Source organism: [Borrelia] turdi, from assembly GCF_008828755.2.
Taxonomy (GTDB): domain Bacteria; phylum Spirochaetota; class Spirochaetia; order Borreliales; family Borreliaceae; genus Borreliella; species Borreliella turdi.
Window position 1 is genome coordinate 189200 of sequence record NZ_QBLM01000002.1, and the last position, 23435, is coordinate 212634.

General features: G+C 27.7%; 23 protein-coding genes. 12 read left to right on the forward strand and 11 right to left on the reverse strand.

Annotated features, from left to right (window positions below; all coding sequences use genetic code 11):
- Positions 1-6: 6 nt before the first annotated feature.
- A complete protein-coding gene (locus DB318_RS04295; RefSeq protein ID WP_151060670.1) occupies positions 7-1146 on the reverse strand; it encodes a PQQ-dependent sugar dehydrogenase in 1140 nt (379 codons plus the stop codon).
- A gap of 66 nt (positions 1147-1212) precedes the next feature.
- On the opposite strand from DB318_RS04295, the gene ruvA reads away from it, so the two are divergent.
- The 6 genes from ruvA to DB318_RS04325 all read left to right on the forward strand — a co-directional run bounded on the left by ruvA (position 1213) and on the right by DB318_RS04325 (position 7142).
- Positions 1213-1803: a Holliday junction branch migration protein RuvA gene (gene ruvA, locus DB318_RS04300; protein WP_151060671.1), complete on the forward strand. Its 591-nt coding sequence runs from the start codon at positions 1213-1215 to the stop codon at positions 1801-1803.
- A 44-nt stretch (positions 1804-1847) separates the two neighbouring features.
- A complete protein-coding gene (gene ruvB, locus DB318_RS04305; protein ID WP_151060672.1) occupies positions 1848-2891 on the forward strand; it encodes a Holliday junction branch migration DNA helicase RuvB in 1044 nt (347 codons plus the stop codon).
- A complete protein-coding gene (queA, locus tag DB318_RS04310) occupies positions 2866-3906 on the forward strand; it encodes a tRNA preQ1(34) S-adenosylmethionine ribosyltransferase-isomerase QueA (protein ID WP_151060673.1) in 1041 nt (346 codons plus the stop codon). Before ruvB ends, queA begins: the two co-directional genes overlap by 26 nt.
- A gap of 66 nt (positions 3907-3972) precedes the next feature.
- Entirely contained in the window at positions 3973-5640 is a 1668-nt protein-coding gene (locus DB318_RS04315; RefSeq protein ID WP_151060674.1) for a diphosphate--fructose-6-phosphate 1-phosphotransferase, read from the forward strand.
- A gap of 7 nt (positions 5641-5647) precedes the next feature.
- Positions 5648-6160, forward strand: coding sequence for a hypothetical protein (locus DB318_RS04320; protein ID WP_151060675.1), 513 nt, complete (start codon positions 5648-5650; stop codon positions 6158-6160).
- Position 6161: 1 nt separating this feature from the next.
- Positions 6162-7142 (forward strand): RluA family pseudouridine synthase, encoded by a 981-nt coding sequence (locus DB318_RS04325; protein WP_151060676.1) that lies wholly within the window; start codon positions 6162-6164, stop codon positions 7140-7142.
- Positions 7143-7144: 2 nt separating this feature from the next.
- On the opposite strand, the gene DB318_RS04330 is transcribed toward DB318_RS04325, so the two are convergent.
- Positions 7145-8104 (reverse strand): YitT family protein, encoded by a 960-nt coding sequence (locus DB318_RS04330; protein ID WP_151060677.1) that lies wholly within the window; start codon positions 8102-8104, stop codon positions 7145-7147.
- A gap of 131 nt (positions 8105-8235) precedes the next feature.
- Here DB318_RS04330 and DB318_RS04335 point away from each other — a divergent pair, with 131 nt between their 5' ends.
- Together DB318_RS04335 and udk are read left to right on the forward strand one after the other, a co-directional pair.
- Entirely contained in the window at positions 8236-8610 is a 375-nt protein-coding gene (locus DB318_RS04335; RefSeq protein WP_151060678.1) for a rhodanese-like domain-containing protein, read from the forward strand.
- Positions 8610-9230: a uridine kinase gene (gene udk / locus DB318_RS04340; protein WP_151060679.1), complete on the forward strand. Its 621-nt coding sequence runs from the start codon at positions 8610-8612 to the stop codon at positions 9228-9230. The genes DB318_RS04335 and udk overlap by 1 nt, the downstream gene beginning before the upstream one ends.
- On the opposite strand, the gene priA is transcribed toward udk, so the two are convergent.
- The 7 genes from priA to cdaA are packed head-to-tail and all read right to left on the reverse strand — an operon-like array spanning position 9227 to position 15537.
- Positions 9227-11218, reverse strand: a complete 1992-nt coding sequence (gene priA / locus DB318_RS04345) for a replication restart helicase PriA (RefSeq protein WP_151074354.1) — start codon at positions 11216-11218, stop codon at positions 9227-9229. The genes udk and priA overlap by 4 nt on opposite strands.
- A complete protein-coding gene (locus DB318_RS04350) occupies positions 11211-11807 on the reverse strand; it encodes a uracil-DNA glycosylase family protein (RefSeq protein WP_151074355.1) in 597 nt (198 codons plus the stop codon). Before DB318_RS04350 ends, priA begins: the two co-directional genes overlap by 8 nt.
- Complete coding sequence (gene truA / locus DB318_RS04355; RefSeq protein ID WP_151074356.1) at positions 11800-12543, reverse strand: tRNA pseudouridine(38-40) synthase TruA; 744 nt, start codon at positions 12541-12543, stop codon at positions 11800-11802. The genes DB318_RS04350 and truA overlap by 8 nt, the downstream gene beginning before the upstream one ends.
- On the reverse strand, positions 12544-13383 hold the full coding sequence (locus DB318_RS04360; RefSeq protein ID WP_151060683.1) for a DUF2225 domain-containing protein: 840 nt from the start codon (positions 13381-13383) through the stop codon (positions 12544-12546).
- Positions 13384-13386: 3 nt separating this feature from the next.
- Positions 13387-13761 (reverse strand): holo-ACP synthase, encoded by a 375-nt coding sequence (gene acpS, locus DB318_RS04365; protein ID WP_151060684.1) that lies wholly within the window; start codon positions 13759-13761, stop codon positions 13387-13389.
- Complete coding sequence (locus DB318_RS04370; RefSeq protein WP_151060685.1) at positions 13758-14762, reverse strand: YbbR-like domain-containing protein; 1005 nt, start codon at positions 14760-14762, stop codon at positions 13758-13760. The genes acpS and DB318_RS04370 overlap by 4 nt, the downstream gene beginning before the upstream one ends.
- A 4-nt stretch (positions 14763-14766) precedes the next feature.
- Positions 14767-15537: a diadenylate cyclase CdaA gene (cdaA, locus tag DB318_RS04375; protein WP_151074357.1), complete on the reverse strand. Its 771-nt coding sequence runs from the start codon at positions 15535-15537 to the stop codon at positions 14767-14769.
- 386 nt (positions 15538-15923) lie between these two features.
- On the opposite strand from cdaA, the gene DB318_RS04380 reads away from it, so the two are divergent.
- Both DB318_RS04380 and trpS read left to right on the forward strand, forming a co-directional pair.
- Positions 15924-17012 carry an AI-2E family transporter gene (locus DB318_RS04380; RefSeq protein WP_151060687.1) on the forward strand — a complete coding sequence of 363 codons (1089 nt, stop codon included), beginning with the start codon at positions 15924-15926 and terminating at the stop codon, positions 17010-17012.
- Positions 17013-17014: 2 nt separating this feature from the next.
- Positions 17015-18061, forward strand: a complete 1047-nt coding sequence (gene trpS, locus DB318_RS04385) for a tryptophan--tRNA ligase (RefSeq protein ID WP_151074358.1) — start codon at positions 17015-17017, stop codon at positions 18059-18061.
- An 89-nt stretch (positions 18062-18150) separates the two neighbouring features.
- On the opposite strand, the gene DB318_RS04390 is transcribed toward trpS, so the two are convergent.
- Positions 18151-19938, reverse strand: coding sequence for a phosphoglucomutase (locus DB318_RS04390; RefSeq protein ID WP_172964870.1), 1788 nt, complete (start codon positions 19936-19938; stop codon positions 18151-18153).
- Positions 19939-20078: 140 nt separating this feature from the next.
- Here DB318_RS04390 and DB318_RS04395 point away from each other — a divergent pair, with 140 nt between their 5' ends.
- Positions 20079-21560, forward strand: coding sequence for a UTP--glucose-1-phosphate uridylyltransferase (locus tag DB318_RS04395; RefSeq protein ID WP_151074360.1), 1482 nt, complete (start codon positions 20079-20081; stop codon positions 21558-21560).
- Entirely contained in the window at positions 21548-22567 is a 1020-nt protein-coding gene (locus tag DB318_RS04400; protein WP_151073814.1) for a glycoside hydrolase family 3 N-terminal domain-containing protein, read from the forward strand. Before DB318_RS04395 ends, DB318_RS04400 begins: the two co-directional genes overlap by 13 nt.
- Positions 22568-22648: 81 nt before the next feature.
- Here the strand turns inward: DB318_RS04400 and DB318_RS04405 are convergent, their stop codons facing one another.
- The gene (locus tag DB318_RS04405) at positions 22649-23227 is read right to left on the reverse strand and encodes a hypothetical protein (protein ID WP_151074365.1); all 579 of its coding nucleotides are present in this window, start codon (positions 23225-23227) and stop codon (positions 22649-22651) included.
- Between the last annotated feature and the right edge of the window lie 208 nt (positions 23228-23435).

Genomic DNA, 23435 nt, shown 5'->3' on the forward strand with positions numbered 1-23435 from the left:
TTTTATTCAAATTTTTTTGTAGTAGACTCTGTAGATTTTATTTCCAAAATCATCTGAAAAAAGAATTGAACCGTCATAATATGTGATTATATCAACAGGGCGTCCAAATTTGGAGTTATCGGGCTTTAAAAATCCATATAAAAAAACCTTATAATTTTTTGCTATTCTATTTTTAGGATCAATGTCTAGTGTGGTTATTTTATAGCCAACAGGAGAAGATCTGTTCCATGAACCATGTTCTGCTATGAATAATTTATTTATATATTCTTTTGGGAAGTTATTGCCTTGGTAAAAGTGTATTCCAAGTGGAGCTACATGTGCAGGAAGCTCATAAATAGATGGACTAAACTTAGTGTTTTTGGGGGCTTTATTATAAAAATTGTAATTTCTTTGGTTTTTCCCAAACATATAGGGAAATCCAAAATGTTCTTTATATTTAATTATTAGGTTTATTTCATCTGGGGGAATATTATCTCCCAATCCATCTTGGCCATTGTCGCTAAAATATATTTCATTACTAATTGGATGAAAATCAAATCCAACTGAGTTTCTCACCCCATAAGCTATTATTTCTTCTTTTTTTGTTTCTAAATCAATGCTGAGAAGTATTGCTTCTTTTTTTGGTGGAACTTTAGCATTATATTGGGATCCTATGTTTACTATTAATTTGTTATTTTTAGGATCCACTTTAATATAACGCCCAGAATGCATTTTGGTAGTATTTTTGGGCAAAAGTGAAAAAATTTGCATTTTCCATTTATAATCTTTATTTGCTTTTATGCTTTTATTAATTTCTTCTTTTACATTTTCAACCACATATATTTTATCGACAGAAGATATATACAATTTATTATCCCAATAAGCAATACCAATAGGTTTTTTTAGTGTATTTGCTATGGTATAAATTTGTTTGTTTTTTGTTACAAGGTATGCAAAAGTACTTCCAGACCCTACGAATATGTTGCCATCTTGATCGCTTGTAATTCCTCTTGGTTTTTCGATTATATTTTTTAAAAAAATTTCGACTTTAAATCCATTTGGAACTTTTAGTTCTTTTACTGTTTCTTTTGCTGTCATAGTTATAGATAAGATTAAAAAAATACTTGTAATGAATTGAAAGTAGATATTTAGCAATTGATTTTTCATTTATCGTCCTTTTATTTGAGGCTTTTGTTTTAAATTGGATGTTTCTGTGTAATATAATTTAATTATATGATAAATAAGATTCATGGTAAAGTTATAGAAAAAAAAGAATCCAGTTTGGTTTTAATGACTAATGTTTTTGAATTTGAGCTTTTAGTTAGTGCATTTTGCCTTGCTAATTTTAAGTTGTTAGACAAAGTTGAACTTTTTACCTATCTTTATTCAAGAGAAAATGAATTAAAACTTTTTGGGTTTTTAAATTCAGATGAAAGAGAGACTTTTAAAAGTCTTATTGGAGTAAGTGGAATAGGGCCAAGAGCCGCTTTAAGAGTGCTCTCTAATATAAGGTACAATGAGTTTAAGGACGCTATTGATAGAGAAGATGTTGAGCTTGTTTCTAAAATCAAAGGCATTGGCAAAAAAATGGCTGGTAAAATGTTTTTACATCTTCAGGGTAAGCTTTTGATTAATAATGAGCTTGAATCTAGTCTTTTTAGATTTAAAGAATTAGAAGAATCGATTGTTAGCATGGGATTTGACAGAAAAATTGTAAATAGTAAGCTTAAGGAGGCTTGCAATCTAATTGAATTTTCAAATTTAAAAGACTCTGAAAAGGAGCAGTTTTTGTTTAAGGAGGTTTTAAAAAGAATGTCGAATTAATTATTAGCTTTTGGTAGTTATAAAATAGTCTTTAAGAGGTGTTTATGAAAGACGAAAATAGTACAAACTTTTTAAGTTCTAATGAAAATTATTTATATGATAAGAGTGAAAATGAGCTTAGACCTAAAGTTTTTGAAGATTTCAAAGGTCAGGTTAATGTGAAAGAAACCCTTAGTATTTTTATAAAAGCTTCTAAAGAGAGAGATGAAGCTTTAGATCATGTTTTTTTAAGTGGCCCACCAGGCCTTGGAAAAACTACTCTTGCAAGTATTATTGCCTTTGAGATGAATGCTTCGATTAAAATTACTTCAGCTCCGGCTTTTGACAAACCTAAAGATATTATTGGAATTTTAACAGGTCTTGATGAGAAGGGTGTTTTATTTATTGATGAAATACATAGACTTAGGCCTATAATAGAAGAAATGCTTTGTATTGCTATGGAAGATTATGAGCTAGATTGGGTAATTGGGCAAGGAGCTAATGCAAGAACTGTTAGAATGCCACTTCCAAAATTCACATTGATTGGAGCTACCACTAAACCAGGAAAAGTGACATCTCCACTTTACGCGAGATTTGGAATTACAGCAAGATTTGAACTTTATAGTGAAATAGAGCTTGTTGAGATAATAAAGAGAAATTCTCTTATTTTAAATATTGAAATAGAAGATGATGCTGCTTTTCTTCTTGCAAGAAGTTCAAGAGGGACTCCGCGCATAGCAAATAGATTGCTAAGACGAATAAGAGATATTGCTCAAGTAACTGGAAGCTTAGTTGTTACAAGTGACATTGTTGCAATTGGACTTGAAATGCTTAGGATTGACGGAGAAGGTCTTGATGAGCAAGATAGGAATATTTTAAGAAGTTTAATATTGAAATTTAATGGGGGGCCTGTAGGTGTTGATACTTTAGCTATTTCTGTGGGGGAAACGGCAGATTCTCTTGAAGACTTTTATGAACCTTATTTAATTATGAAAGGATTTATTAATAGAACTCACAGAGGTCGTAAAGCTACTGAGTTTGCGTATCTTCATTTAAACTTAGAGATGAAAGAGGATGATCCTAATGAAAACCAAAGAGTTTCATTTTAATTTACCCTATTCTTTAATAGCTCAATATCCGAGTGAAAAAAGAGGCTCTTCAAGATTAATGGTGCTAGATCCTAAATTGCAAAAAATTTACCATGAAAATTCTGTAAGTAATATTTTAAAATATATAAACAGCGACACTTTTATTATTTTTAATAACTCAAAAGTTAGAAAATCAAGAATGTATGCAGAATCAGAGACGGGCGTTAATGTTGAATTTTTAATTTTGGATAGAATTGGTACTGATTTGTTTACTGCGCTTATTTCTAAGTCTAAAAAGCAAATTGTTGGCAATGCTTACAAATTTCCCGAAGGATTAATAGGCAAAATTTTGTCAAAAAATAATAGTGAGATTGTTTTAAAATTTGATAATGATGTTTGGGAAGAGTATTTTGAAAAACATGGTTTTGTTCCTATACCTCCTTACATTAAAAGAGGTTATGATAAAATAGATGAAGATCGGTATCAAACTGTTTATTCTAAATACGTTGGATCTGCAGCTTCTGCAACCGCAGGGTTGCATTTTAGTAGAGATTTGTTTTCTGCTTTTGAAAAAAATAATATTGAATATGATTTTATTACTCTTCATGTGGGGCTTGGCACTTTTCTTCCTGTAAGATCAAAAAAAGTCGAAGAGCATAAGATGCATTTTGAAACTTTTTTAATAAAAGATTGTGTGGCCGATAGATTAGAGAATGCGAAATTTCTTGGTAAAAAAATTTTATCAATTGGCACTACAACGCTTAGGGCTTTAGAGTCATCTTATGACAATAAACTTAATAAGTTTAAAACAGGGTATCAAAGTACAAATCTTTTTATTTATCCCGGCAAAAACTATTATTTTAAGTTTGTTGACATGCTTTTTACAAATTTCCACACACCACAATCTACTCTTTTAATGCTGGTCTCTTCATTTGCAGGCAAAGATTTTGTGTTTAGCTCTTATGAAGAAGCTATAAATAAAGGGTATAAATTTTTTTCTTATGGTGATGCTATGTTAATTTTAAATCATATATAGATATTAGTTGTGAATTATTTTAATATTTAAGCTATGTAGAGTCTTAATTTATTAGGAGGAAAATTTATGAATACTTCTTTTTTTCAGCAAGAACGGAAAAAGTATATTCCCAAATTGCCAAATATTTTAAAAAAAGATTTTAAAAATATTAGTTTAGTTTATGGAGAAAAGACCGAAGCAATCCAAGATAAACAGGCTTTAAAGGAGTTTTTTAAGAATACTTATGGGTTGCCAATTGTAAGTTTTACCGAGGGTAAGTCCAATTTATCTTTTTCAAAAGCTTTAAATATTGGAATTATTCTTTCTGGAGGACCTGCTCCTGGGGGGCATAATGTTATATCTGGTATTTTTGATGCAATAAAAAAATTTAACGCAAATTCAAAACTTTTTGGATTTAAGGGGGGTCCTTTAGGCCTGTTAGAGAATGACAAAATTGAACTTACTGAGAGTTTAGTAAATTCTTACAGAAATACTGGAGGTTTTGACATTGTATCTTCTGGAAGAACAAAAATAGAAACAGAAGAACATTACAGCAAAGCTTTATTGGTTGCCAAAGAAAACAATCTTAATGCAATTGTTATTATTGGTGGTGATGATTCGAATACCAATGCTGCTATTCTTGCAGAGTATTTTAAAAAGAAGGGAGAGAATATTCAGGTTATTGGAGTTCCAAAGACAATTGATGCTGATCTTAAAAATGATCATATTGAAATTTCATTTGGGTTTGATTCTGCTACAAAGATTTATTCTGAGATGATAGGTAATTTATGTCGAGATGCTATGTCAACTAAAAAATATTGGCATTTTATTAAACTTATGGGTAGGAGTGCATCTCATGTTGCTTTAGAATGTGCTTTAAAAACTCATCCAAACATTTGCATTGTGTCTGAAGAGGTTTTAGCTAAAAAGAAAACTTTGTCTGAGATTGTTGATGAAATAGTGTTTGTTATTTTAAAGAGATCTTTGAATGGAGATAATTTTGGAATAGTTATAGTTCCTGAGGGTGTAATTGAGTTTATTCCAGAAGTTAAGTCTTTAATGGTTGAATTATGTAATATTTTTGATAAAAATGAAATTGAGTTTAAAGGGCTTAATGTTGAAAAAATGAGAGAAGTTTTTGTTGCTAAGCTTAGTGATTATATGAAGGGAGTTTATTTATCTTTGCCCTTGTTTATTCAATTTGAACTTGTAAATTCAATTTTAGAAAGAGATCCCCATGGGAATTTTAATGTTTCAAGAGTTCCTACTGAAAAATTATTTATTGAAATGGTTCAATCAAGGTTGAGCGATATGAAAAAAAAAGGAGAATATAAGGGAAGTTTTATTCCAGTTGATCATTTCTTTGGCTATGAAGGTAGAAGCGCTTTTCCTTCTAATTTTGATAGTGATTATTGCTACAGTTTGGGATACAATGCTGCTGTTCTCATTTTAAATGGTCTCACAGGCTATATGTCTTGTATAAAAAATTTAAATTCAAAACCAACGGATTGGATTGCAGGAGGAGTGCCTCTAACAATGTTGATGAACATGGAAGAAAGGTATGGAGTGCAAAAACCTGTTATAAAAAAAGCTTTAGTTAATTTAGAAGGAAGGCCATTTAAAGAGTTTGTTGAAAATCGTGATAAGTGGGCTTTGAATAATCTGTATTTATACCCAGGTCCTGTACAGTATTTTGGTTCTTCTGAGATTATTGATGAAATAACTGAGACTTTAAAGTTAGAATTATTAAAGTAGAAAATTTATGCTTATTGGAAGCTTATTGTTGCTTTTTAGTGTTTTGAATGTTTATTCAAATTCACCTGATTATTCTAAGCTGAATTTTAATTATTTAAAGTTAAGTATTGCCAAAGATTTGCCATTGCAAGATAAATTAACTTCCAGTGGCAATTTTGTTTCTCAAGAAAAAAATAATATATCTGTTTCTGACAAGGACGATTCTTTTCTTTATAAAAATATTCAAGAAAATAAAGCTTTAAATCTTGAGAATGATCTTAAGTCAAAATCAGCAAAAGATTTGTTTAGGTTTTCAGCAATTAGTATTGGATCTTTTCCAATAGTTTTATTTTTGAGCTTGTTTTTTTTTGATGTAGGATACTATTTTTATAGTGGATTGAATGCAAGTTACATTCCATATCCTTTTTCAAGTGGTCCTAGTTTTTCTAAAGATGAAATTTATAAAAAATTTATTATTTCAGCTTCCATTGGGGCTGTAGCTGCCTTAACTATTGCTTTGATTGATTATTTTCTCCAGTGATATGATAAGACTTAAGAAAGAATTTACTGTCAAAGAAAATGCTTTAAGATTGGATCTTTACTTATCAAACAATTTGGAAGTTTTTACTAGAAGTCAAATTAAAAGAAGAAATGTGGAAGCGTTTAAAAAGAGTAATGGAAAGTTTTTTAAGATAAAATTGTCTAAGCCTGTTTTTAAGGATGATGAAATGTTGATTGAATTTGACGAAGAAAGTAGTCAAATTGATTGTCTTAAGCCCAAGAATATACCCATTACTATTATTTATGAAGATTCTAATATTATTGTTTTGAATAAACCACAAGGAATTTTAAGTCATCCTGGAATATCGCATTGGGATGATACTGTTGTAAATTTTCTTTTATACCATATAAAGAGATTGAAAATTAATTTTAATGAAGAAAAAGTTAGACCCGGAATTGTTCATAGATTGGATAAAGATACTTCTGGAGTGCTGATTTGTGCAAAAAACATTAATACTTTAGGGTTTTTAGCTCAGCAATTTAAAGATAAAAGGACAAATAAAGTTTACATTGCAATTGTTAAGGGTAATTTTAATAGTTTTTTTGGAAGTATCGAATCTTTTATAGATAGAGATAAATATAATAGGAAAAAATTTAGTGTTTCTAAAGATAGGGGTAAAAAAGCATTAACAGAATATAGATTGTTGCTTAATTTTGGGGGATATTCTCTTTTAGCTTTAAAACCTAAAACCGGGCGTACACATCAATTGAGAGTTCATATGAAATATCTTAATTTTCCAATATTGGGAGATGAGGTTTATGGCAGAGTAGATGGTAGTTTTAAAAAAATAACTTTAATGCTTCATTCTTATAAGCTTGAAATTGATGTTGGAAAAAATTCTTTCAAGAAGTTCATTTCTGAATTTCCCAAAAGATTTGTTATTTTTTTGTCAAATTTTTATAAGAGTGATGAATTAACTTTGATTATTGATAATTTGGTCCTTTTTTTAAAAGATTTTTAATTTTAAATTTCTTGTTTTAATGAGACTGAATTGGTTATTATTCTGCCCCCAGTGATTTCATTAGTATTAATAACAGTAATGAAGCAATTTGGATCAACTTTTTGTGATATATACTTAATTCTTGACAGACGCATTATTGGAACTACTATGAATACTATGGTTTTTTCTGTTCCTGCCCAAGCTCCTTTTCCTTCCATTAATGTGGCGGCTAATTTTAACTTATTTGTAAGAAGATAAGCAATCTCTTTTCCTTTATCCGAAATGATTAATATCGCCTTTTGATTGCCAAATCCGGTGCTTGTTTTGTCTGTCATGATAGACGTTACAAATGATGCTATTAGTGTATAAAGAGCGATTTCAATATTAAAGAAAAAGGTTGCAAGTATTAATACCGCTAGATTAACTATGAAGTTTGTTGTTCCAATACTAATTGAATATTTTTCTTTAATGATCATTGCAATTATATCTGATCCCCCTGAAGATCCTTTACCTTTAAATATTAGTCCAAGCCCAAGTCCAGAAATAATTCCGGCTAGTATTGATACAAGCATCATATCATTAAGATGTATTTTATTTTGTAAAAACTGGGAATAGTTTATGATAATAGAATATAATCCCATTGAAATCCAGCTTTGAATGATAAATGTTATATTTAGGAATTTTATTCCAATAATAAATAATGGGATGTTTAATGCAAATATTGTCCACCCTAAATTGAAGCTTAGCAGGTAATGCAGCATTAATGAAATGCCTCCAATCCCTCCACTAAGAAGTCCATGAGGAATATATAAAACATTTGTTGAAATTGCCATTAATGCAGAGCCTAAGGTTATTTGCATTGTGCTATCAAATATTAATTTAGGATTTTTAGCTATAGTTTTAAATTTTTTTGCTAGTATTATGGATAATAGCTTGAGTTTTTTTTTAATTCTGCGACAACTTATCTTTTTTTTCTTCTTCATCTTGACTCTAGAATTACTTTTAGGTTATGTAAGTTAGCAATTTACTTGAATTCTATATTAATTTTGCAAAAAAAACAATTTTATTCCCTTTTTTTATTTTTTTTGATATTATGTTCATGAAAACTATGGCGATGAATTATACAAAATTTATAGTATTAGTAGTTCTGCTTTTTTTTTATGTTTGGGTTTTTATCATTCTTAGGATGAAAAGGGTTAATCTGTTTTTGTTGGAAAAAATCAAAAACGGAGCAAAAATTTTGGATATTAGGTCCCCCAAAGAATATAGTAAGTCTCATTATTTGAAATCGATCAACATTCCTTTTAATAATTTATTTGCTAAAAAGGATAAATTGGGTGATTTTGAATCCCAAATAATTGTTTATGGTAAAAGTTTTAATAAGTCTTACGAGGCTAAAAAAGTTTTAAAAAGCATGGGATTTAAGAATGTGTTTGTAGCTGGTACTTTAAAAGATATGCCACAAACAGAAAAAAAAGAAGTTGGTTGATGGCTAAGATTATTGGGATATCTGGTGGTTCTGGAAGTGGAAAAACTACAGTTGTAAGCAAAATTAGTGAGTTTATTCCGGAGTTTGTCCTTATTTCTCAAGATAATTATTATAAGAGTGTAGGTGATTATGAATATGAGTTTTCTAAGGTAAATTTTGATCATCCGGATGCTTTTGATAATAATTTGTTTTATGAACATTTAAAAAATTTAAAAAAAAATAGTCCCATAGATATGCCTCTTTATGACTTTATTAATCATAAAAGGCAACTTAAAACCCTTTTGGTTGTTCCGACCCCTGTTATTATTGTTGAAGGTATTATGATTTTTGTTGAAGAGAGAGTAAGAAATTTAATAGATCTTAAAATATATATTGATACTCCAAATGATATTAGATTTATTAGACGTTTAAGGAGAGATATTTCTAAAAGAGGACGTACTTTAGAGTCGGTTATTGATCAATATTTGAGCACCACTAGATGGGGTTATTATAGGTTTATTGAGCCCACCAAAGAATATGCTGATCTTATTATTCCTGAGGGAGGTCACAATGATAAAGCGCTTTATGTGCTTTCAACGTTTCTCAAGTCTTTGAGTAAAGAAGGGCTAGATTTTATCTAAATTAATGATATTGGGTAATAATCTATTTCAATATAAACAGTGTTTGTTATTTTTATCTTTTCTCTTGTTTTGTTGACTAGTTCTTCGAGTAAGCTGTAGGATTTTGACAAATATATTATATTATACCTGTAGTTTTTAGATATTTTTTTCATAATAGCTTCTGATGGGCCTAAGTATTCAATTCCTTCTTGCAAAAATTCTTTAGATTTTTCAAAAAATTCCCAACATTTTTTTTTAACAGATTCTTCATTTTTGCTTCTAAATATTATTCTAATAATTTTGTTAAACGGAGGATAGTTTAATTTTTTTCTTATATCTAGTTCTTGTTCATAAAATTGTTTATATTGGTTCTTATAAGCATATTTTATAGCATAATAATCGGGATTTTTTGTTTGTACGATAATTGTGTTGTCATCTTTAAATCTTGCTACTCTTCCCATAATCTGTGAGAGTGTTGTAAAAATTCTTTCGCTGCTTCTAAAATCAGGTAATCCCATTCCAATGTCTGCGTTAATTATACCCAGTGTTTTTATATTTTCAAAATTGAATCCTTTTGCGATTATTTGTGTTCCGATAAGTATGTCTATTTCTTTGTTTTCAAACTTACTTATTGAATCTATATTTTCTATTTTTGTAAGATCAGAATCTATTCGTGCAATTTTAGCATTTGGCAAGAATTTTTTTAATTCTTTTTCAACAAGTTGAATTCCATAAGTTTTGTATTTAATGTCTTTTGATTCACATTGAGGGCAATGGTTTGCTGTTTTTGTTTTATAGCTACAATAGTGACATAAAAGTTTGTTTTCCTTTTTGTGATAAATCAGACCGAATGAGCAATTTGGGCAATAAATTGTATGCCCACATTCTCTGCATTCAAGATTTTTTAGGTATCCTCTTTTATTAATGAAAATTAAAGATTGTCTTTTTTCATTTAAACTTTTTTGTATACTGTACAATAGTTCTGATGAAATTGCACTAGGTTCTTTTTTCATATTTATTATTTTTATATCTTCTATTTTGCTTTGAGAAAATTTGTTTTGCATTATAATTTTTTTTATTTGGTTGTGTTTCATTGCGTGATATGCTTCAAGAGAAGGCGTTGCACTTCCCATTATAAATTTAGCATTAAATTTTTTTTGTAAAAAAAATGATATGTGTCTTGAATGAAATCTTGGAATATTTTCAGATTTGTACGTAGTCTCGTGTTCTTCATCCATAATTATTAATTTTAATTTGGTAAAAGGTAGCATTAGCACACTTTTAATGCCAATAACAACTAGGCTTTCTCCATTTTTGACTTTATTCCATATTAAATTTTTATTAGAATTTGAAACTTTAGAGTTATATTCATAAATTTTATGGTGCATATTTAATCCATATTTCATTCTTTTTATTATTTGGTATCCCAATGATATTTCAGGAATCAAGAAAAGTACTTGTTGTTCTAGTGTTAAGTAGTATTCACACAATTTGATAAATATTTCAGTTTTTCCAGATCCAGGTATTCCAAAAAGGTAAAAAACATTAGTTTTTTCTGATTCAATAATTTCTTTGTAAATATTTTGTTGTTCGTTGTTTAATTGAAGGTGCTTTTTATGATCCGGATACAGATACTCATCATTTATTGAAGGCAATGTTTGATTTTTTTTAGATTTTGAATTTTTGGGCAATCCAAAGAATAAGGTTTCTCCAAATCCTGAAAATGTTTTTTTACTAATCCAATGTGCTAAAATAATGTTATGTTCTGTTATTATCTTAGTTTTATCTATTATTTTAATAATTTCTTTTATTTTGAATTCAAAATTTTCTTTAAATTCGTTTTCAAAATATTTTTTAATGATTATTCCAATTTTATTGGAGCCATTAAAATTAACCATTACTCTTATTCCAATTTCTAGATTCAAGTTGAACCTATAAAAGAAAAGTTTATTTAAAGGAATATTTATTGCAATTTCATAGTAATAAGTTGAATGATAATGTTCAGCCATATTTTATTATGCCTTTTATTATTTTTAAATCTTGCCATATTTCTTTTTTTAATTCTGGATTTTTTATTTGATTTATAGGAAGGTGTGTAAAAACTAATGGAATACCTTTAAATCTTAGTTCTATTCCTCTTACAATTTGAATTCTTAATGGTTTATTTAAGAAAAAATCTATTTCTTCGCAAGATAAAATTGCTTTAGGAATTTTATTACTGATTTCTAAGTTAAGTGATTCAATAGTATCTATTATTTTATAATTGTCTATGTTTATGCTTTTGCACCATTTTGTTATAGTATCTTTTGAAGGTTCGTTGAGATGGTTTTTGTTTACATATATTATGATATAATTGTCGATACTTTTTTCTTGTAAGCTATTATTTGATAATAGGTTCGTTAAATTTTTGTTTTTAGCAGATACTTCTATAGGTTTTCTATTTTCATTTTTTTGAAAAATTGCAACATTTTTAGCTTTTTCTATTTTTTGTTTAATTTCATTATCTATTTTTTCAAAATTTTCTGTAATTTTGCCTTCGATATTATTTTTCAATATTTTAAGTAAAAAGAGTTTTTTAGTTAAAATATTGTTATTCATAGTAAACCTTATCTAAAAATAAAGCATTTGCGGGTGCGGTTGTTCTTGCAAGGGTTCTATTTTTTGATTTTAGTATTGTTTCAAAAGTAGAAATTGATTCGTTTTTTATTTCAATATCTAGCATTGTGCCTATTATTGATCTTACCATTTTCCATAAAAAAGAAGATCCTATTATTTCAAAAATAATATATTTCCCTCTTTTTTTAAATTTAGCAAAATATATATACCTAAATTTGGATTTGCTTTTATCTTTTATGCATGAAAATGTGGTAAAATCATGGTTCCCAATTAATGCTTTAGCCATTTGGTTTAAATTATTTATGTTTAGTTTTTTATTTACATAGTGAGCTTGATAGCCTTCCCAGGGATAGTAGTTATTACTGTTTAATATACAGTAACTGTATTTTCTTTTTTGGGCGTTAAAACGTGGATGAAATGAATTTTTAACAACATGCTTGAGGTTTAGTATTTTTATATTTTTTTTTAATAAAATTGCATTTAAAGCTCTTTTTAGATTATTTAGCCGAATATTGATATTAATATCAAAAGTTATTATTTGTCTTTTTGCATGAACTCCTTTATCTGTTCTTCCAGATGAATGAATCTTTACTTTTTTTTTGTTGATTTTCATTAGAGCTTTTTCAATTTCTCCTTGAACTGTGGGTTTTGTTGGTTGTATTTGAAATCCATGGTATATAGATCCGTCATAAGCTATTTCAGCTAATATTTTTTTCATTTATTTAATATTTTTCATTTCCTTTGATATTTTAAAGTAAACTTCTTTGATTTTATCTAAAAGTATTGAAGGCTTTTCTTTTGAAGATTTGCCCATTCCTGCTATTTTAGAAAGAGTGGTTTTTATATCGTTTAATTGCTTGTATCTATATTCTTTATTATCTTTATTTCCGTAAAAGTATTCTAGAAGACCTGATAAGTAGAGAACACTATCATAGCCATAATTTTTATCTGTATCTGGACCAAATATGGTTGATGCGCTAACAGGTTCTGAATTGTCTTTATCTTTTTCGATAACTAGTTTATAAAGATATGCAGCTTTGTGGTAGAATATCTTTTGAAGATAATTATAGTTTTTCCCCGGTTCTTCTTTTTCAAGGTCTTCAAATGTCCAAGCAGCTCTTATTGCTGATTTTGCTTGATTTAACGTTGGGTTATGATTCTTTTCAAGATGTTCATAACATAGCATAGCAAGAATATAACTTGCAGCTCCTTCTTTTAATGTTCTAGATTTGTTGAAGTTAATCATATCATCAAAAATTGCATTTATTTTTCTTCTTTCAGATTTTTTATTTTGCAAAATTTCTTTTTTGTTTTTAGAGATTGAATTAAATTCGCTTGGGAATGTTGCAAAGTAGCATTTTGGACATACTGTTACAGAATATATTCTAGGATAAATATTGCCATATTTGGCATTTTTTGTATATTCTCTTTTTAGATCAATTTTTAACTCTCCAGCTATTAATCTACTACTCCCAGTCAAAAGTTCTTCTTTTTGAAATTTAAAAGAGCATATAGGACATTCAATTTTTTCTTTTGTAAAATATGATATTTTTTTCATGAATTAATTTTCTACTATTACAAATGCAATAGCGTACTCCTTTTCATGGGATATTGTTAGGTATAGCTTTAAATTCATTTTTATTGCAAATTTTTCAATTTCATTATGCAAATAAAACTTTGCATTCCCTTTTAAAGATTTTATTACTTCAATATCTTTAAGACTATAAGGTATTTTATGTTGCAACAGTGGACTTAATGCTTTAATTAAAGATTCTTTAGCTGCAAATTTTCCAGCTAAACTTTCTATAATGCTTTTCCCTTTTAATTTAAAATTTTCAATTTCTTTATGCGTAAAGAATCTCTCCATTTTTTTTCTATTTTCCAAAAAATTTTTAAATCTTTCAACTTTTATTATATCACACCCTATTGACTTCATTGCTTGATCTCCGAGCTTTCAATTATTTCTAGTTTTATTTTCTTGGGCTCATAATCATATATTTCTGTTTCATTGATATTCTCTTTAAGAATTATATTTGTGGGAATGTTGTAAATTCCAGGGGTGTTTATATTTGCCAAATCAAAAGCAAGGCTTATATTTTGATTGTTTATATGGGTTTTAATTTGTTTTTCAGAAAGCCTTGTTTTTATTTTTATAAACATTTTGTTTTCTGAGTTTATTATTTTTTCTTTATCTTTAATCGCAAGACTATTTTTTAGATTATTAAAAATAAGATTAGGAGATTTTATTGTTGTATTTGAATATTTTTTGTTTAAATAAATATTGATCACCACATGACTTTTTTCAAGCATAACTAGAGGATTTGGAGGAACTACTTCAAGATAATCTGATACAAATAAGGTTCTCGTATCAAATTCTTTTACGTTGGTTTGAATAGTATTTATTTTTTTGAGTTCTTGTTCAGGCCCACATACTAATAAATGTTCAGGCAATATATTGTATTTTGCAATAAAATATTCGCCTTTGCCATCTTTTTCTATAAGTTTAAACTTAGGTTCTATTTTAACTAATTTAGAGATTTTGCTATCAAGACTTAAGAATACATTTGTTTTTGAAAGTTTATATTCTGAAATGTGTATTGAGTTAAGATTTTTTATTTTTATTGGTAGCTTATATTTTCCAGGAATCTTTATTTTTGATGCTTCAATAAATAATATTATTTTATTAAGATCAAGGTATTTTAAGTCATCTTTATTGACTTTTATTGTAACCTTGACTTTGCTAAAGTCGGGAATTTTTCCAAGAGCTATTTGATCATTTAAGATGATTTTAAATTCTTTTTCAGTTGTTATTGATTCTATTTTATTGAAATGAAACGCTACAAACATTAAAATAGCTATTAAAATAGAAATGGCTTTATTTTGCCAATCATCAAATAGTAATTTTATTATATTTGTTATTTTTTTGCTTATTTTCATTATTTTACTCTATTAGCTCGAGATTTAATTTATTTCTAATTTCGTTTAAACTTAAGTTGTATTCCAATTTTGCATTGATTGTAATAGAGATAGATCCGGTCTCTTCGGAGGTTATTATTGTTATTGCATCAGAATTTTCAGAAATCCCAAGTCCTGCTCTATGCCTTGTTCCAAATGCTTTACTAATAGAATCAACATTAGATAACGGTAAAAATGAGCCTGCATATTTTAATTTATTTTTACTAATTATTACAGCTCCGTCGTGAAGAGGGGTTTCGCGTTCAAATAGTGATATTAGCAGCTCACTAGAGATTAGCGCATCAATTTTAGTTCCTTTGTTTATTATTTGCTCCAGTTGTATTTTTTTTTCAATGCATATTAGGCTGCCAGATTTGTTTTCAGATAAGTGTTTAACTGCTTTTAGGATTTCAGAAATGACTTTTAAAGTTTCTTCTTTTTTATTTGAAAGCTTAAAAGCTAAATTGAAATTTCCAATTTGCATTATTATTTTTTTTATTTCTTGATTAAAAAGTATTACTATTGCTATTGGTAATATATTGGCTATATAATTTAATAGCCAACTAATGGTATAAAGATTTAAATAATACGAGATAATTCCTATAGAGATGATGATTAATATTCCTTTTAGTAGATTTGTGGAATAAGAATTGATTACGTTTTTATATATGTAGTATACCAGGATGCTAATTAAGCTTAGATCTAAAATTCTTGAAAAAGTATCTTTTATTTGGTTTAAATCATTTATGTCTATCACGAATTTTCTACTCAATGTTAAAACACTGTACTTATTAATCTATATTAGTATAATATAAAATATATAAATAAGCACAGTTTACAATTATTAAATTAAATTGTTTTTAAATTTATGAATGAAAAAGAAAATATTATAGCTTTAATATTCGATTTTGATAGTACTCTTATTTATGGTAATGTGCAGCAAGTGCATCATGAAAATGATAATAATGCAAAAAAATTAGTTTTATGAGAATAGAATGGGAGCTTTTGTTGAAGCTAATTATAGTAAGGGCACTAAGCTATATAATTGAATAATGGAGAAAATTTGCTTGAGCATATTAATTCATTAATTTATTTTTGTTTATGTTTGGTTGATAAAAACAGTAAAAAACGAAAAGAGGGAGTATGTTTAAAGATTTAAATACAAATCAAGGGCTAAGGCCTTGGAGAGTAGAATCCGTTTTTTATTTTATTGTTATAGTTTTAATATTTATTGGGGTGTTTAAAATAGCAGAAACTGTATTTAAACCTTTAGCTATTTCCATAGTGTTGGGATTTTTAGTTTATCCCGTTTATACTTTTTTGGCAAGATTCAAAGTTCCAAAATTTTTAATAGTTTTTATTATATTTTTTTTATTATTTTCTTTTTCTTATTTGATTTTTAGTTTTGTTTATTATAGTGTTACTGTTTTAATGAGGCAATTGCCCTACTATCAAAATCAATTGGCATTTATTATGAAAGATGTGCTTAGTCGATATAAAGTTGATAGCTCTGTTATTAATGATATGAATTTCTCTGGTTACATTTATTCGTTTTTAACAAGAGCTTCTAATGAGATTATTGGATTTACAAGTAGCTTAGTAGTAGTCTTTTTATTGTTGTATTTTTTGCTTTCAGAAATACATGTTTTTGGAATGAAACTAGATAAAGCTTTTAAAAAGCGAGTATCTACTAGATTTATTGGGGCTCTAGATACGATTAATAATCAAATTGGTAAATATTTAGGGATAAAAATTCTTATGAGCTGCTTAACAGGTATTTTAGTGTTTATTGGATTAACTTTGTTTGGACAAGATTTTCCTCTTGTTTGGGCAGTTATTACCTTTGTTTTCAATTTTATTCCCAGCATTGGATCAATATTAGCTGTGTTTTTTATTGTAATAACATCTTTAATCCAATTTTATCCAAATTTAAACATAGTGCTTTATATTTTTATATACAATACTTCTGTTCAAATGTTGATTGGTAATATTCTTGAGCCAAAAATGCAGGGGAAAAGACTTGATATTTCACCATTTTTGCTTTTATGTTTTTTGTTTTTTTGGGGATGGCTTTGGGGTATTGTGGGTCTTTTAATAGCCTATCCTTTTACTGTGATTGTAAAGGTAATAGTTGATAATGTAAGCTGGTTAAAGTCTTTTTCTGTATTTTTAGGTGGTTCTGAGATTTTAAACAATATTAGCCATGTTTCAGGCAATGACGAGGAGATTTGATTTTGAAAAGAAAGGTTATGCTTACGGGAGATAGACCCACTGGTGCTCTTCATTTAGGACACTATGTAGGATCTGTGGTAAATCGCTTGAAATTTCAAGAAGAGTATGAAACATATTTTATTATAGCCGATTTACACACTTTAACTACAAAACCCGATTTGAAAAGCATCAATACAATACCTTCTAATGTTAGAGAGATGGTTTTAGATTATCTTGCTTGTGGAATTAATCCTAATAAGGTTAATATATATTTGCAATCAGCTATACCCGAGCTCTTTGAGCTTTATTTAATATTTTCAATGATTGTTACTGTTGCTCGTTTGCAAAGGATTCCAAGTATAAAGGACATGAGCATTGCGGCTGGACTTAAAGAGATTCCTTACGGTCTTTTAGGATATCCTGTTCTTATGAGTGCAGATATTCTAATGGCAAAAGCAAATTTAGTCCCTGTTGGGCGTGATAATGAGTCTCATATTGAATTTGCAAGAGAACTTGCAAGAAGGTTTAACCATTTGTACAAAAATAATTTTTTTCCAATACCCGAATCTGTTTTCACGGATTCTCGTCCTTTGGTGGGTATTTATGGTAAGAATAAAATGAGCAAGAGCCTTAATAACGCAATTTTTTTAAACGATGATGAAAATTTGTTAGAAAAAAAAGTTATGTCTATGTATACAGACCCAAATAGAATAAGAGCAGATATTCCAGGCAATGTTGAAGATAATCCCGTTTTTATTTATCACAATATTTTTAATACTAATCATGAAGAAGTTGAAGATCTTAAAAGTAGGTATAAAAAGGGTAAAGTAGGTGATGTTGAGGTTAAAAAGAAATTATTTTTAGCTTTGAATGCGTTTTTAAAGCCAATCAGAGATAAAAGAAGTTTTTATGAAGGCAAGAAAAAAGATTTTATTGATGAGATTATTTTTGATGGTACTAGCAAAGCAAGGCTTATTGCAAATAAAGTGGTAAAAGATGTTAAGGATTTAATAGGACTTTCAAAAACTTGGAATGGAATAAAATATGGTACTGAAAAGAATAAAAAATGAGGAATTCCAAGTATTGTAAAAGTATTGATTTATACTAGATTTATAGTAATAATTAACTCATTATTATTTAAATCAAACAATATTAATTATTATAGTAGATTTGCCCTTTTTATTAAGCTTTTATTAAATTCTAGTAATTTGGGCAAAATGTTTCTTTTTTCATAAATAACCTCGCTGAGCACTCTTGTTACTGGCTCTGTTTTTGAGATTCTCATCCACAAGGTTGCAACAATTTCCTTATTAGTTTTTAACAATACCTTTAATCCACCCGATGAATCTCCTGTCCTAATCTTGGATTGTCTTTTGCCTTCATAGTTAATGATCTCATAATCGACTATTGATAATTCTTGAAATAACTTATTGCTTTTTATTTCTTTAGTCAATAGATTTTCATAGTTTCTTTTTAAAATTTCTTGATTTTTTATTTTGAGATTTGTTAAATTGGCTTTCTTGGATGATACTATTACATTGCTGTAAAAATTTGTTGTATTTAAAATATCTTTTAAGTTATATTTTTCTTTATAGCAGTTTTTAGACAACTCACACCATATTTGATAAAGTTCTTTCATTTTTAATAATTTTACGATACTAAGTAGGGTAGTAATTGGGTCTCTTACTCTTGAGGGATATATTATGCAACCTCCATTTGATCCTTCCCCGGAGATTTTTACAATCATTCCCTGGGCCCTTAAATCATCTGCCATTTCTGTTAGATTGGCTTCTCCAACTTCTACTCTATAAACTTTGGCGTTGAAAAAATTTGCAATTTTTTCAATATTCAGAGATGTTGCATCATTGATTACTATTGCTATGTTATTTTTTATTCCTGTATAATAAAGATAGCTAAGCTCTGAAATTACTACAAGTGCAAATATTTTTTGCGCTTCGATGATATTTGCAGTGTTTGTGACTTTGTCTATAAATATCAGATTTCCCCTATCTCCATCACAATCCGGTACATATCCTAGCTCAAAAGAATTGTCTTTTATATATTTCTTTTGTAGTAGTTTTTTACATTCATTTAAAGATTTTCCTTCAGGAATAATATCATGCTTAAAAATACCTATTTTGTCATTATATAATTCTATTTTCAATCCCAAAGATTCTATCAATTCTTTATCTATTGAATTGATTCTAGAGCTCCCATTCATTTCTGCTATTATTCCAATTGGATTTTTTAGTATTCTTTTCTTTAAAATTTCTATATTTTTATTGTTAATATCGTTTTCACATGCTATTTCGTGTATTAATGATTTATATTCTTCGTAAGATTGGTTTTTATTTTTTCTTTCTAATTTTATTGTTTTGTTATAGTCCTCTAAATAGGATTTGTCTTCATCAAATTTGTTTAGAGTATTAATTAAATGGTTTATTAACTGTTCATTTTGTCTATTATTTTTAATTTGTTTTATTATTTCATTCGTTTTTGCAGAATTTAGTACGCCACCATCGTTTAATCCTATTTTTATTCCATTGTATCCTGTTGGATTATGGCTTGCAGATATGTAAATGAAACCTTTTGAATCCTTAGTGTTTCTCGTACAAGCTAAAATTTCAGTTATTGGAAGTATGCCAAAAAACTTAATTTTTTCTTTGTTTGTTATTAATATTTTTATTGCTATTTCTGCAATAATGTTGCCAGTTGGCCTTGAGTCTAATCCTAATCCAATATAGGGCTTGGATTCATTTTTAAAATAATTTGATATTGTGAAGATTATTAGTGCTATTAGTACTTTATCTTCATTATCTATTTCATTTTCTGTTGAATCTTCATTTTTTGATTTTGCAAAAATTTTTCTAAATCCAGAAGGAGAAAATATCATCTCATCAAAAGCTTTTTTAAAATTTTTCATGTTAAGTGAATATTGTTTAAGCATGTAAATTTCTTTCCATTGATATTCTAGTCATATTATTGCTATAATTATTAATAATATGGACACTTATATTATTATACTTAAAAATTTGTTTTTTTGCTTGTAATTAATAAGTTTTATCTTAAGGGTTTTAGTTTTTGCTGATGAATGCTAAAGTTGATAAAATTTTTTCTGAAATGATACTAAAAAAACTTAATTCTGGTGAGATAGGAATTAATAATTTTGAATCTATTAAGTACTTTCCTTGTGATAGCCATAAAAATATTTTTGATATTTCGGATAAAATTTTGAGATTTAAGCTTAACAAAGGGTTGGTTGAGGATAATTTAAAAAAATATTTTTATGATTTTTCTAAATTCTTGTATTTAGAAGAAGATAATTGTTATATTTTTTCTTCTTCTGATCTTGAAAATTTGGGATTAATTCTTTTTCCATATCTTTCTTTTGGAATTTTAAATGGAGGCTCTGCAACAAGTTATTTTGATTTAGTTAAAAATAGGGGATTTAATGAAGATTTATATATGCTATATGAATCTAAAATACTTGAATTTAAAGAAAAATTTGGAGAATTCCCAAAGGGCATGACCCCAGCTTATATTAACAAGGACGGTAGTTTTGGGTTTTCATTTTTAGCTTTGAAAATTAGACATCTTTTAATGGTTGCCAAAAGATATGAATCTTTTTCTGGTAGAAGGATTAAGCCTTCTATATTTCAAATGACTAGTTGTAAAACGGATGAATTTATTTCCAAATTTTTGGATGATTTATTTGCAGATGATTTGATTAAAAGTGTAAATTTTTGCAATTTAAAAAAAGAAGATGTTTTTACAGCTGTACAACCTTTAGTTTATTGTTATGAAAAGCTTAATAGCTCTAATTATAGATATTTTACTTTTAAGAATAATAAAAATGATAATTCTCTTTTAGCTTTGCCTGCCGGTCATGGTCAAAATTTTAAAATTTTAAAAGATATTTATTTACAGCTTTATGAATCTGGGAAAAGATTTGTATACATTGGGAATGTTGATAATATGGGCTTTACAATTAATTTTAAAGCACTTGCTTTAATGGCTTTGACCAATTGTTCTGCCGGATTTGAATTTAGTTTTAAAAGCAAGACAGATTTTAAGGGGGGGGTATTGGCAGTAAATGCCGAGGATCGTTTAATTTGTGTTGATATTGGCGGAGGTATTTCTTCAGAGACTATACAAGAATTTGAGAGTAAAGGTAACAGGCTGTTATTTAATTGCGCTACTGGGCTTTTTAATTTAGAGTATTTGATAAAAAATATTGATGAGATAATAGAAAAAATGCCCATTAGAATTATAGAACAAGATAAAGAATTCGGTAAATATATTTCGGTTGAGCAAATAACCTGGGAAGTGTTAAAATTAATGGAAAATCCATTAATTTTAACTGTTGATAGAAGTAAAAGATTCCTTCCTGCAAAGTTATTTGTTGATATGTTGTTTAATAGTAATTATTTTGAAGATAGGCATCATGGATATTTTTATAGCAAGAGAGCTGACGGTTCTGATGCTACTAAAGATTTGGATTGTTCTCTTGCTGCTTTGTTATCAAAAGATTATGGTTTGTTGCGCGGATGTTATAGATGGACTTTTTAAAAGCTTTATTTTTTATCTTTTTTTGTTTAAATTTATTTGCAATAGAATCTTTGCCAGAAATAGATTATGAATATTTTAACAAGGATAAATCAGATCTTGTAGATTTTATGGAATTTTTAGGTGAAGTCGATTTTAAAACTATTTTAAAAGATAGAAACTTGTTTATTGGAATTAGAAACTTAGGAAATTTTAAGAATGTTCAAGAACCTAATACTGATGATATTAATAGAATAAAAAAGATTAACCCAATTGGTATAATTTTGTTTAGAGAAAATTTAAAAGATGCTAAACAGACAAAAAGATTGATTAGTACAATAAAAAGCCATATTGGACATGATATTTTTATTGCTATTGATGAAGAGGGAGGAATAGTTAGTAGAGCTAGTGAAAATAAAAAAATGGGGGTTTATAATTTCCCAGCTATGGAGTATATAGGGGGTGTTAACGATTTGCATCTTATTTATAAAATTGGTGAAGTTCTTGCTAAACAATTGCGTAGATTAGGCATTAATTTAAATATGGCTCCAGTTGCCGACATAAAATTTGCGCCACATACTCCTTTACTAAATAGAACGTTTGGAGGATATTCCGCTTATAATATTGGACTTATGGTAGAAGCTTTTATTGATGGTATGCAGAATCATGGAGTATTCTCGGCAATTAAGCATTTTCCTGGATTAGGGGGAACAACCATAGACACACATAAATATTTGGCATTTTTGCCTTATAGTAGAAGCTTCTTAATGTTAAATAATTTTGTGCCGTTTGTTTTTGGTAGAGCTGCTAAATTTATCATGATTGGCCATGTAAATGTTCCCAAAATTTCTAAAGATATAACTAGCATGTCCAAAGGTATTGTTAATATTATAAGAGAAAATTTAAATATTACTAGCATTATGATGACAGATTCTTATGATATGGGGGCAATTACAAGAAGTTTTTCTAATATTGAAAATGCTATTAAAAAGTCTTTAAGTTCAGGTATTAATATAGTCCTTATTCCTTAGTAAAATTGGTTTTTATTAAATTCGTTTTTTGGTCTTTGTTATTTATGTTTAGATGGTTGGATAATCTCTTGTTAAAAATTTTTATGGTATCAATATAGATATTCCTAAATCCAAAAGAATAGCTTCTTTAAAGGAAGTTGATAATTTAGAGTAAATGCTGTAGTTGTTAGGTATAAAATCAATTTCAAATTTTAAGGTAATTAGGGGAAGAATTGGGTAGAGAAATGCATTAGTTGTTTTTCCTATAAATATAGTAGTTCTTAGAGTTAAATCGATTTGGGTTCCAATGAAGAATTTTATAGTAAGTGTATCAGCTAAAATTGAATATTTAGCAATGTAAATAGTGAAAGCTAAATTGAAATAAGCATTTGAAATAAAATCCTTATTTATTGGGATAGTAAAAAAATTTATGGGGCTGAATTGTATTTCAATCCATTCATTATAAGATGTCAATATCCCGATAAAGGCAATGTATTTATAGTTTTCATCATAAAAGATAGGATTTATATAATTATGGTAAATTATACCTATTTTTAGTTTTTTTTCAAATATATCCCCTTTAGGGAATTCCCAGTGAGAAGTAGTTAATTTATTTTTAAAACAGAATAAATTAACATTACATATTAATAACAAGATTGATAATATTGCAGTATATTGCATTTCAGTTAGTTTATATATAATAATATTATATATAAACAGGTTTTTCAACTATTTGCTATTAATTTTTCAAAGCTTTTGTATACTATTAAATTAAATTATATATTATTATCTTTTAGTATATATTAAAAATACCTCATCTCTTCTCTTATTATATAAGAAGTTAAATCGATTCGTGATTGGAATAGAAGTGGGATGTTTTATTTTTTAT

Excerpts from the sequence above, each read along its gene's own strand:
- DB318_RS04295 (WP_151060670.1), bottom strand. The coding sequence starts at position 1,146 with ATGAAAAATCAATTGCTAAATATCTACTTTCAATTCATTACAAGTATT.
- DB318_RS04370 (WP_151060685.1), bottom strand. The coding sequence starts at position 14,762 with ATGAAAATAAGCAAAAAAATAACAAATATAATAAAATTACTATTTGAT.
- truA (WP_151074356.1), bottom strand. The coding sequence starts at position 12,543 with ATGAAAAAAATATTAGCTGAAATAGCTTATGACGGATCTATATACCAT.
- DB318_RS04335 (WP_151060678.1), top strand. The coding sequence starts at position 8,236 with ATGAATTATACAAAATTTATAGTATTAGTAGTTCTGCTTTTTTTTTAT.
- queA (WP_151060673.1), top strand. The coding sequence starts at position 2,866 with ATGAAAACCAAAGAGTTTCATTTTAATTTACCCTATTCTTTAATAGCT.
- ruvA (WP_151060671.1), top strand. The coding sequence starts at position 1,213 with ATGATAAATAAGATTCATGGTAAAGTTATAGAAAAAAAAGAATCCAGT.
- DB318_RS04395 (WP_151074360.1), top strand. The coding sequence starts at position 20,079 with ATGAATGCTAAAGTTGATAAAATTTTTTCTGAAATGATACTAAAAAAA.
- DB318_RS04350 (WP_151074355.1), bottom strand. The coding sequence starts at position 11,807 with ATGAATAACAATATTTTAACTAAAAAACTCTTTTTACTTAAAATATTG.
- DB318_RS04400 (WP_151073814.1), top strand. The coding sequence starts at position 21,548 with ATGGACTTTTTAAAAGCTTTATTTTTTATCTTTTTTTGTTTAAATTTA.
- DB318_RS04390 (WP_172964870.1), bottom strand. The coding sequence starts at position 19,938 with ATGCTTAAACAATATTCACTTAACATGAAAAATTTTAAAAAAGCTTTT.
- DB318_RS04320 (WP_151060675.1), top strand. The coding sequence starts at position 5,648 with ATGCTTATTGGAAGCTTATTGTTGCTTTTTAGTGTTTTGAATGTTTAT.
- udk (WP_151060679.1), top strand. The coding sequence starts at position 8,610 with ATGGCTAAGATTATTGGGATATCTGGTGGTTCTGGAAGTGGAAAAACT.
- DB318_RS04380 (WP_151060687.1), top strand. The coding sequence starts at position 15,924 with ATGTTTAAAGATTTAAATACAAATCAAGGGCTAAGGCCTTGGAGAGTA.
- DB318_RS04325 (WP_151060676.1), top strand. The coding sequence starts at position 6,162 with ATGATAAGACTTAAGAAAGAATTTACTGTCAAAGAAAATGCTTTAAGA.
- acpS (WP_151060684.1), bottom strand. The coding sequence starts at position 13,761 with ATGAAGTCAATAGGGTGTGATATAATAAAAGTTGAAAGATTTAAAAAT.
- DB318_RS04360 (WP_151060683.1), bottom strand. The coding sequence starts at position 13,383 with ATGAAAAAAATATCATATTTTACAAAAGAAAAAATTGAATGTCCTATA.
- DB318_RS04315 (WP_151060674.1), top strand. The coding sequence starts at position 3,973 with ATGAATACTTCTTTTTTTCAGCAAGAACGGAAAAAGTATATTCCCAAA.
- priA (WP_151074354.1), bottom strand. The coding sequence starts at position 11,218 with ATGGCTGAACATTATCATTCAACTTATTACTATGAAATTGCAATAAAT.
- ruvB (WP_151060672.1), top strand. The coding sequence starts at position 1,848 with ATGAAAGACGAAAATAGTACAAACTTTTTAAGTTCTAATGAAAATTAT.
- DB318_RS04405 (WP_151074365.1), bottom strand. The coding sequence starts at position 23,227 with ATGCAATATACTGCAATATTATCAATCTTGTTATTAATATGTAATGTT.
- DB318_RS04330 (WP_151060677.1), bottom strand. The coding sequence starts at position 8,104 with ATGAAGAAGAAAAAAAAGATAAGTTGTCGCAGAATTAAAAAAAAACTC.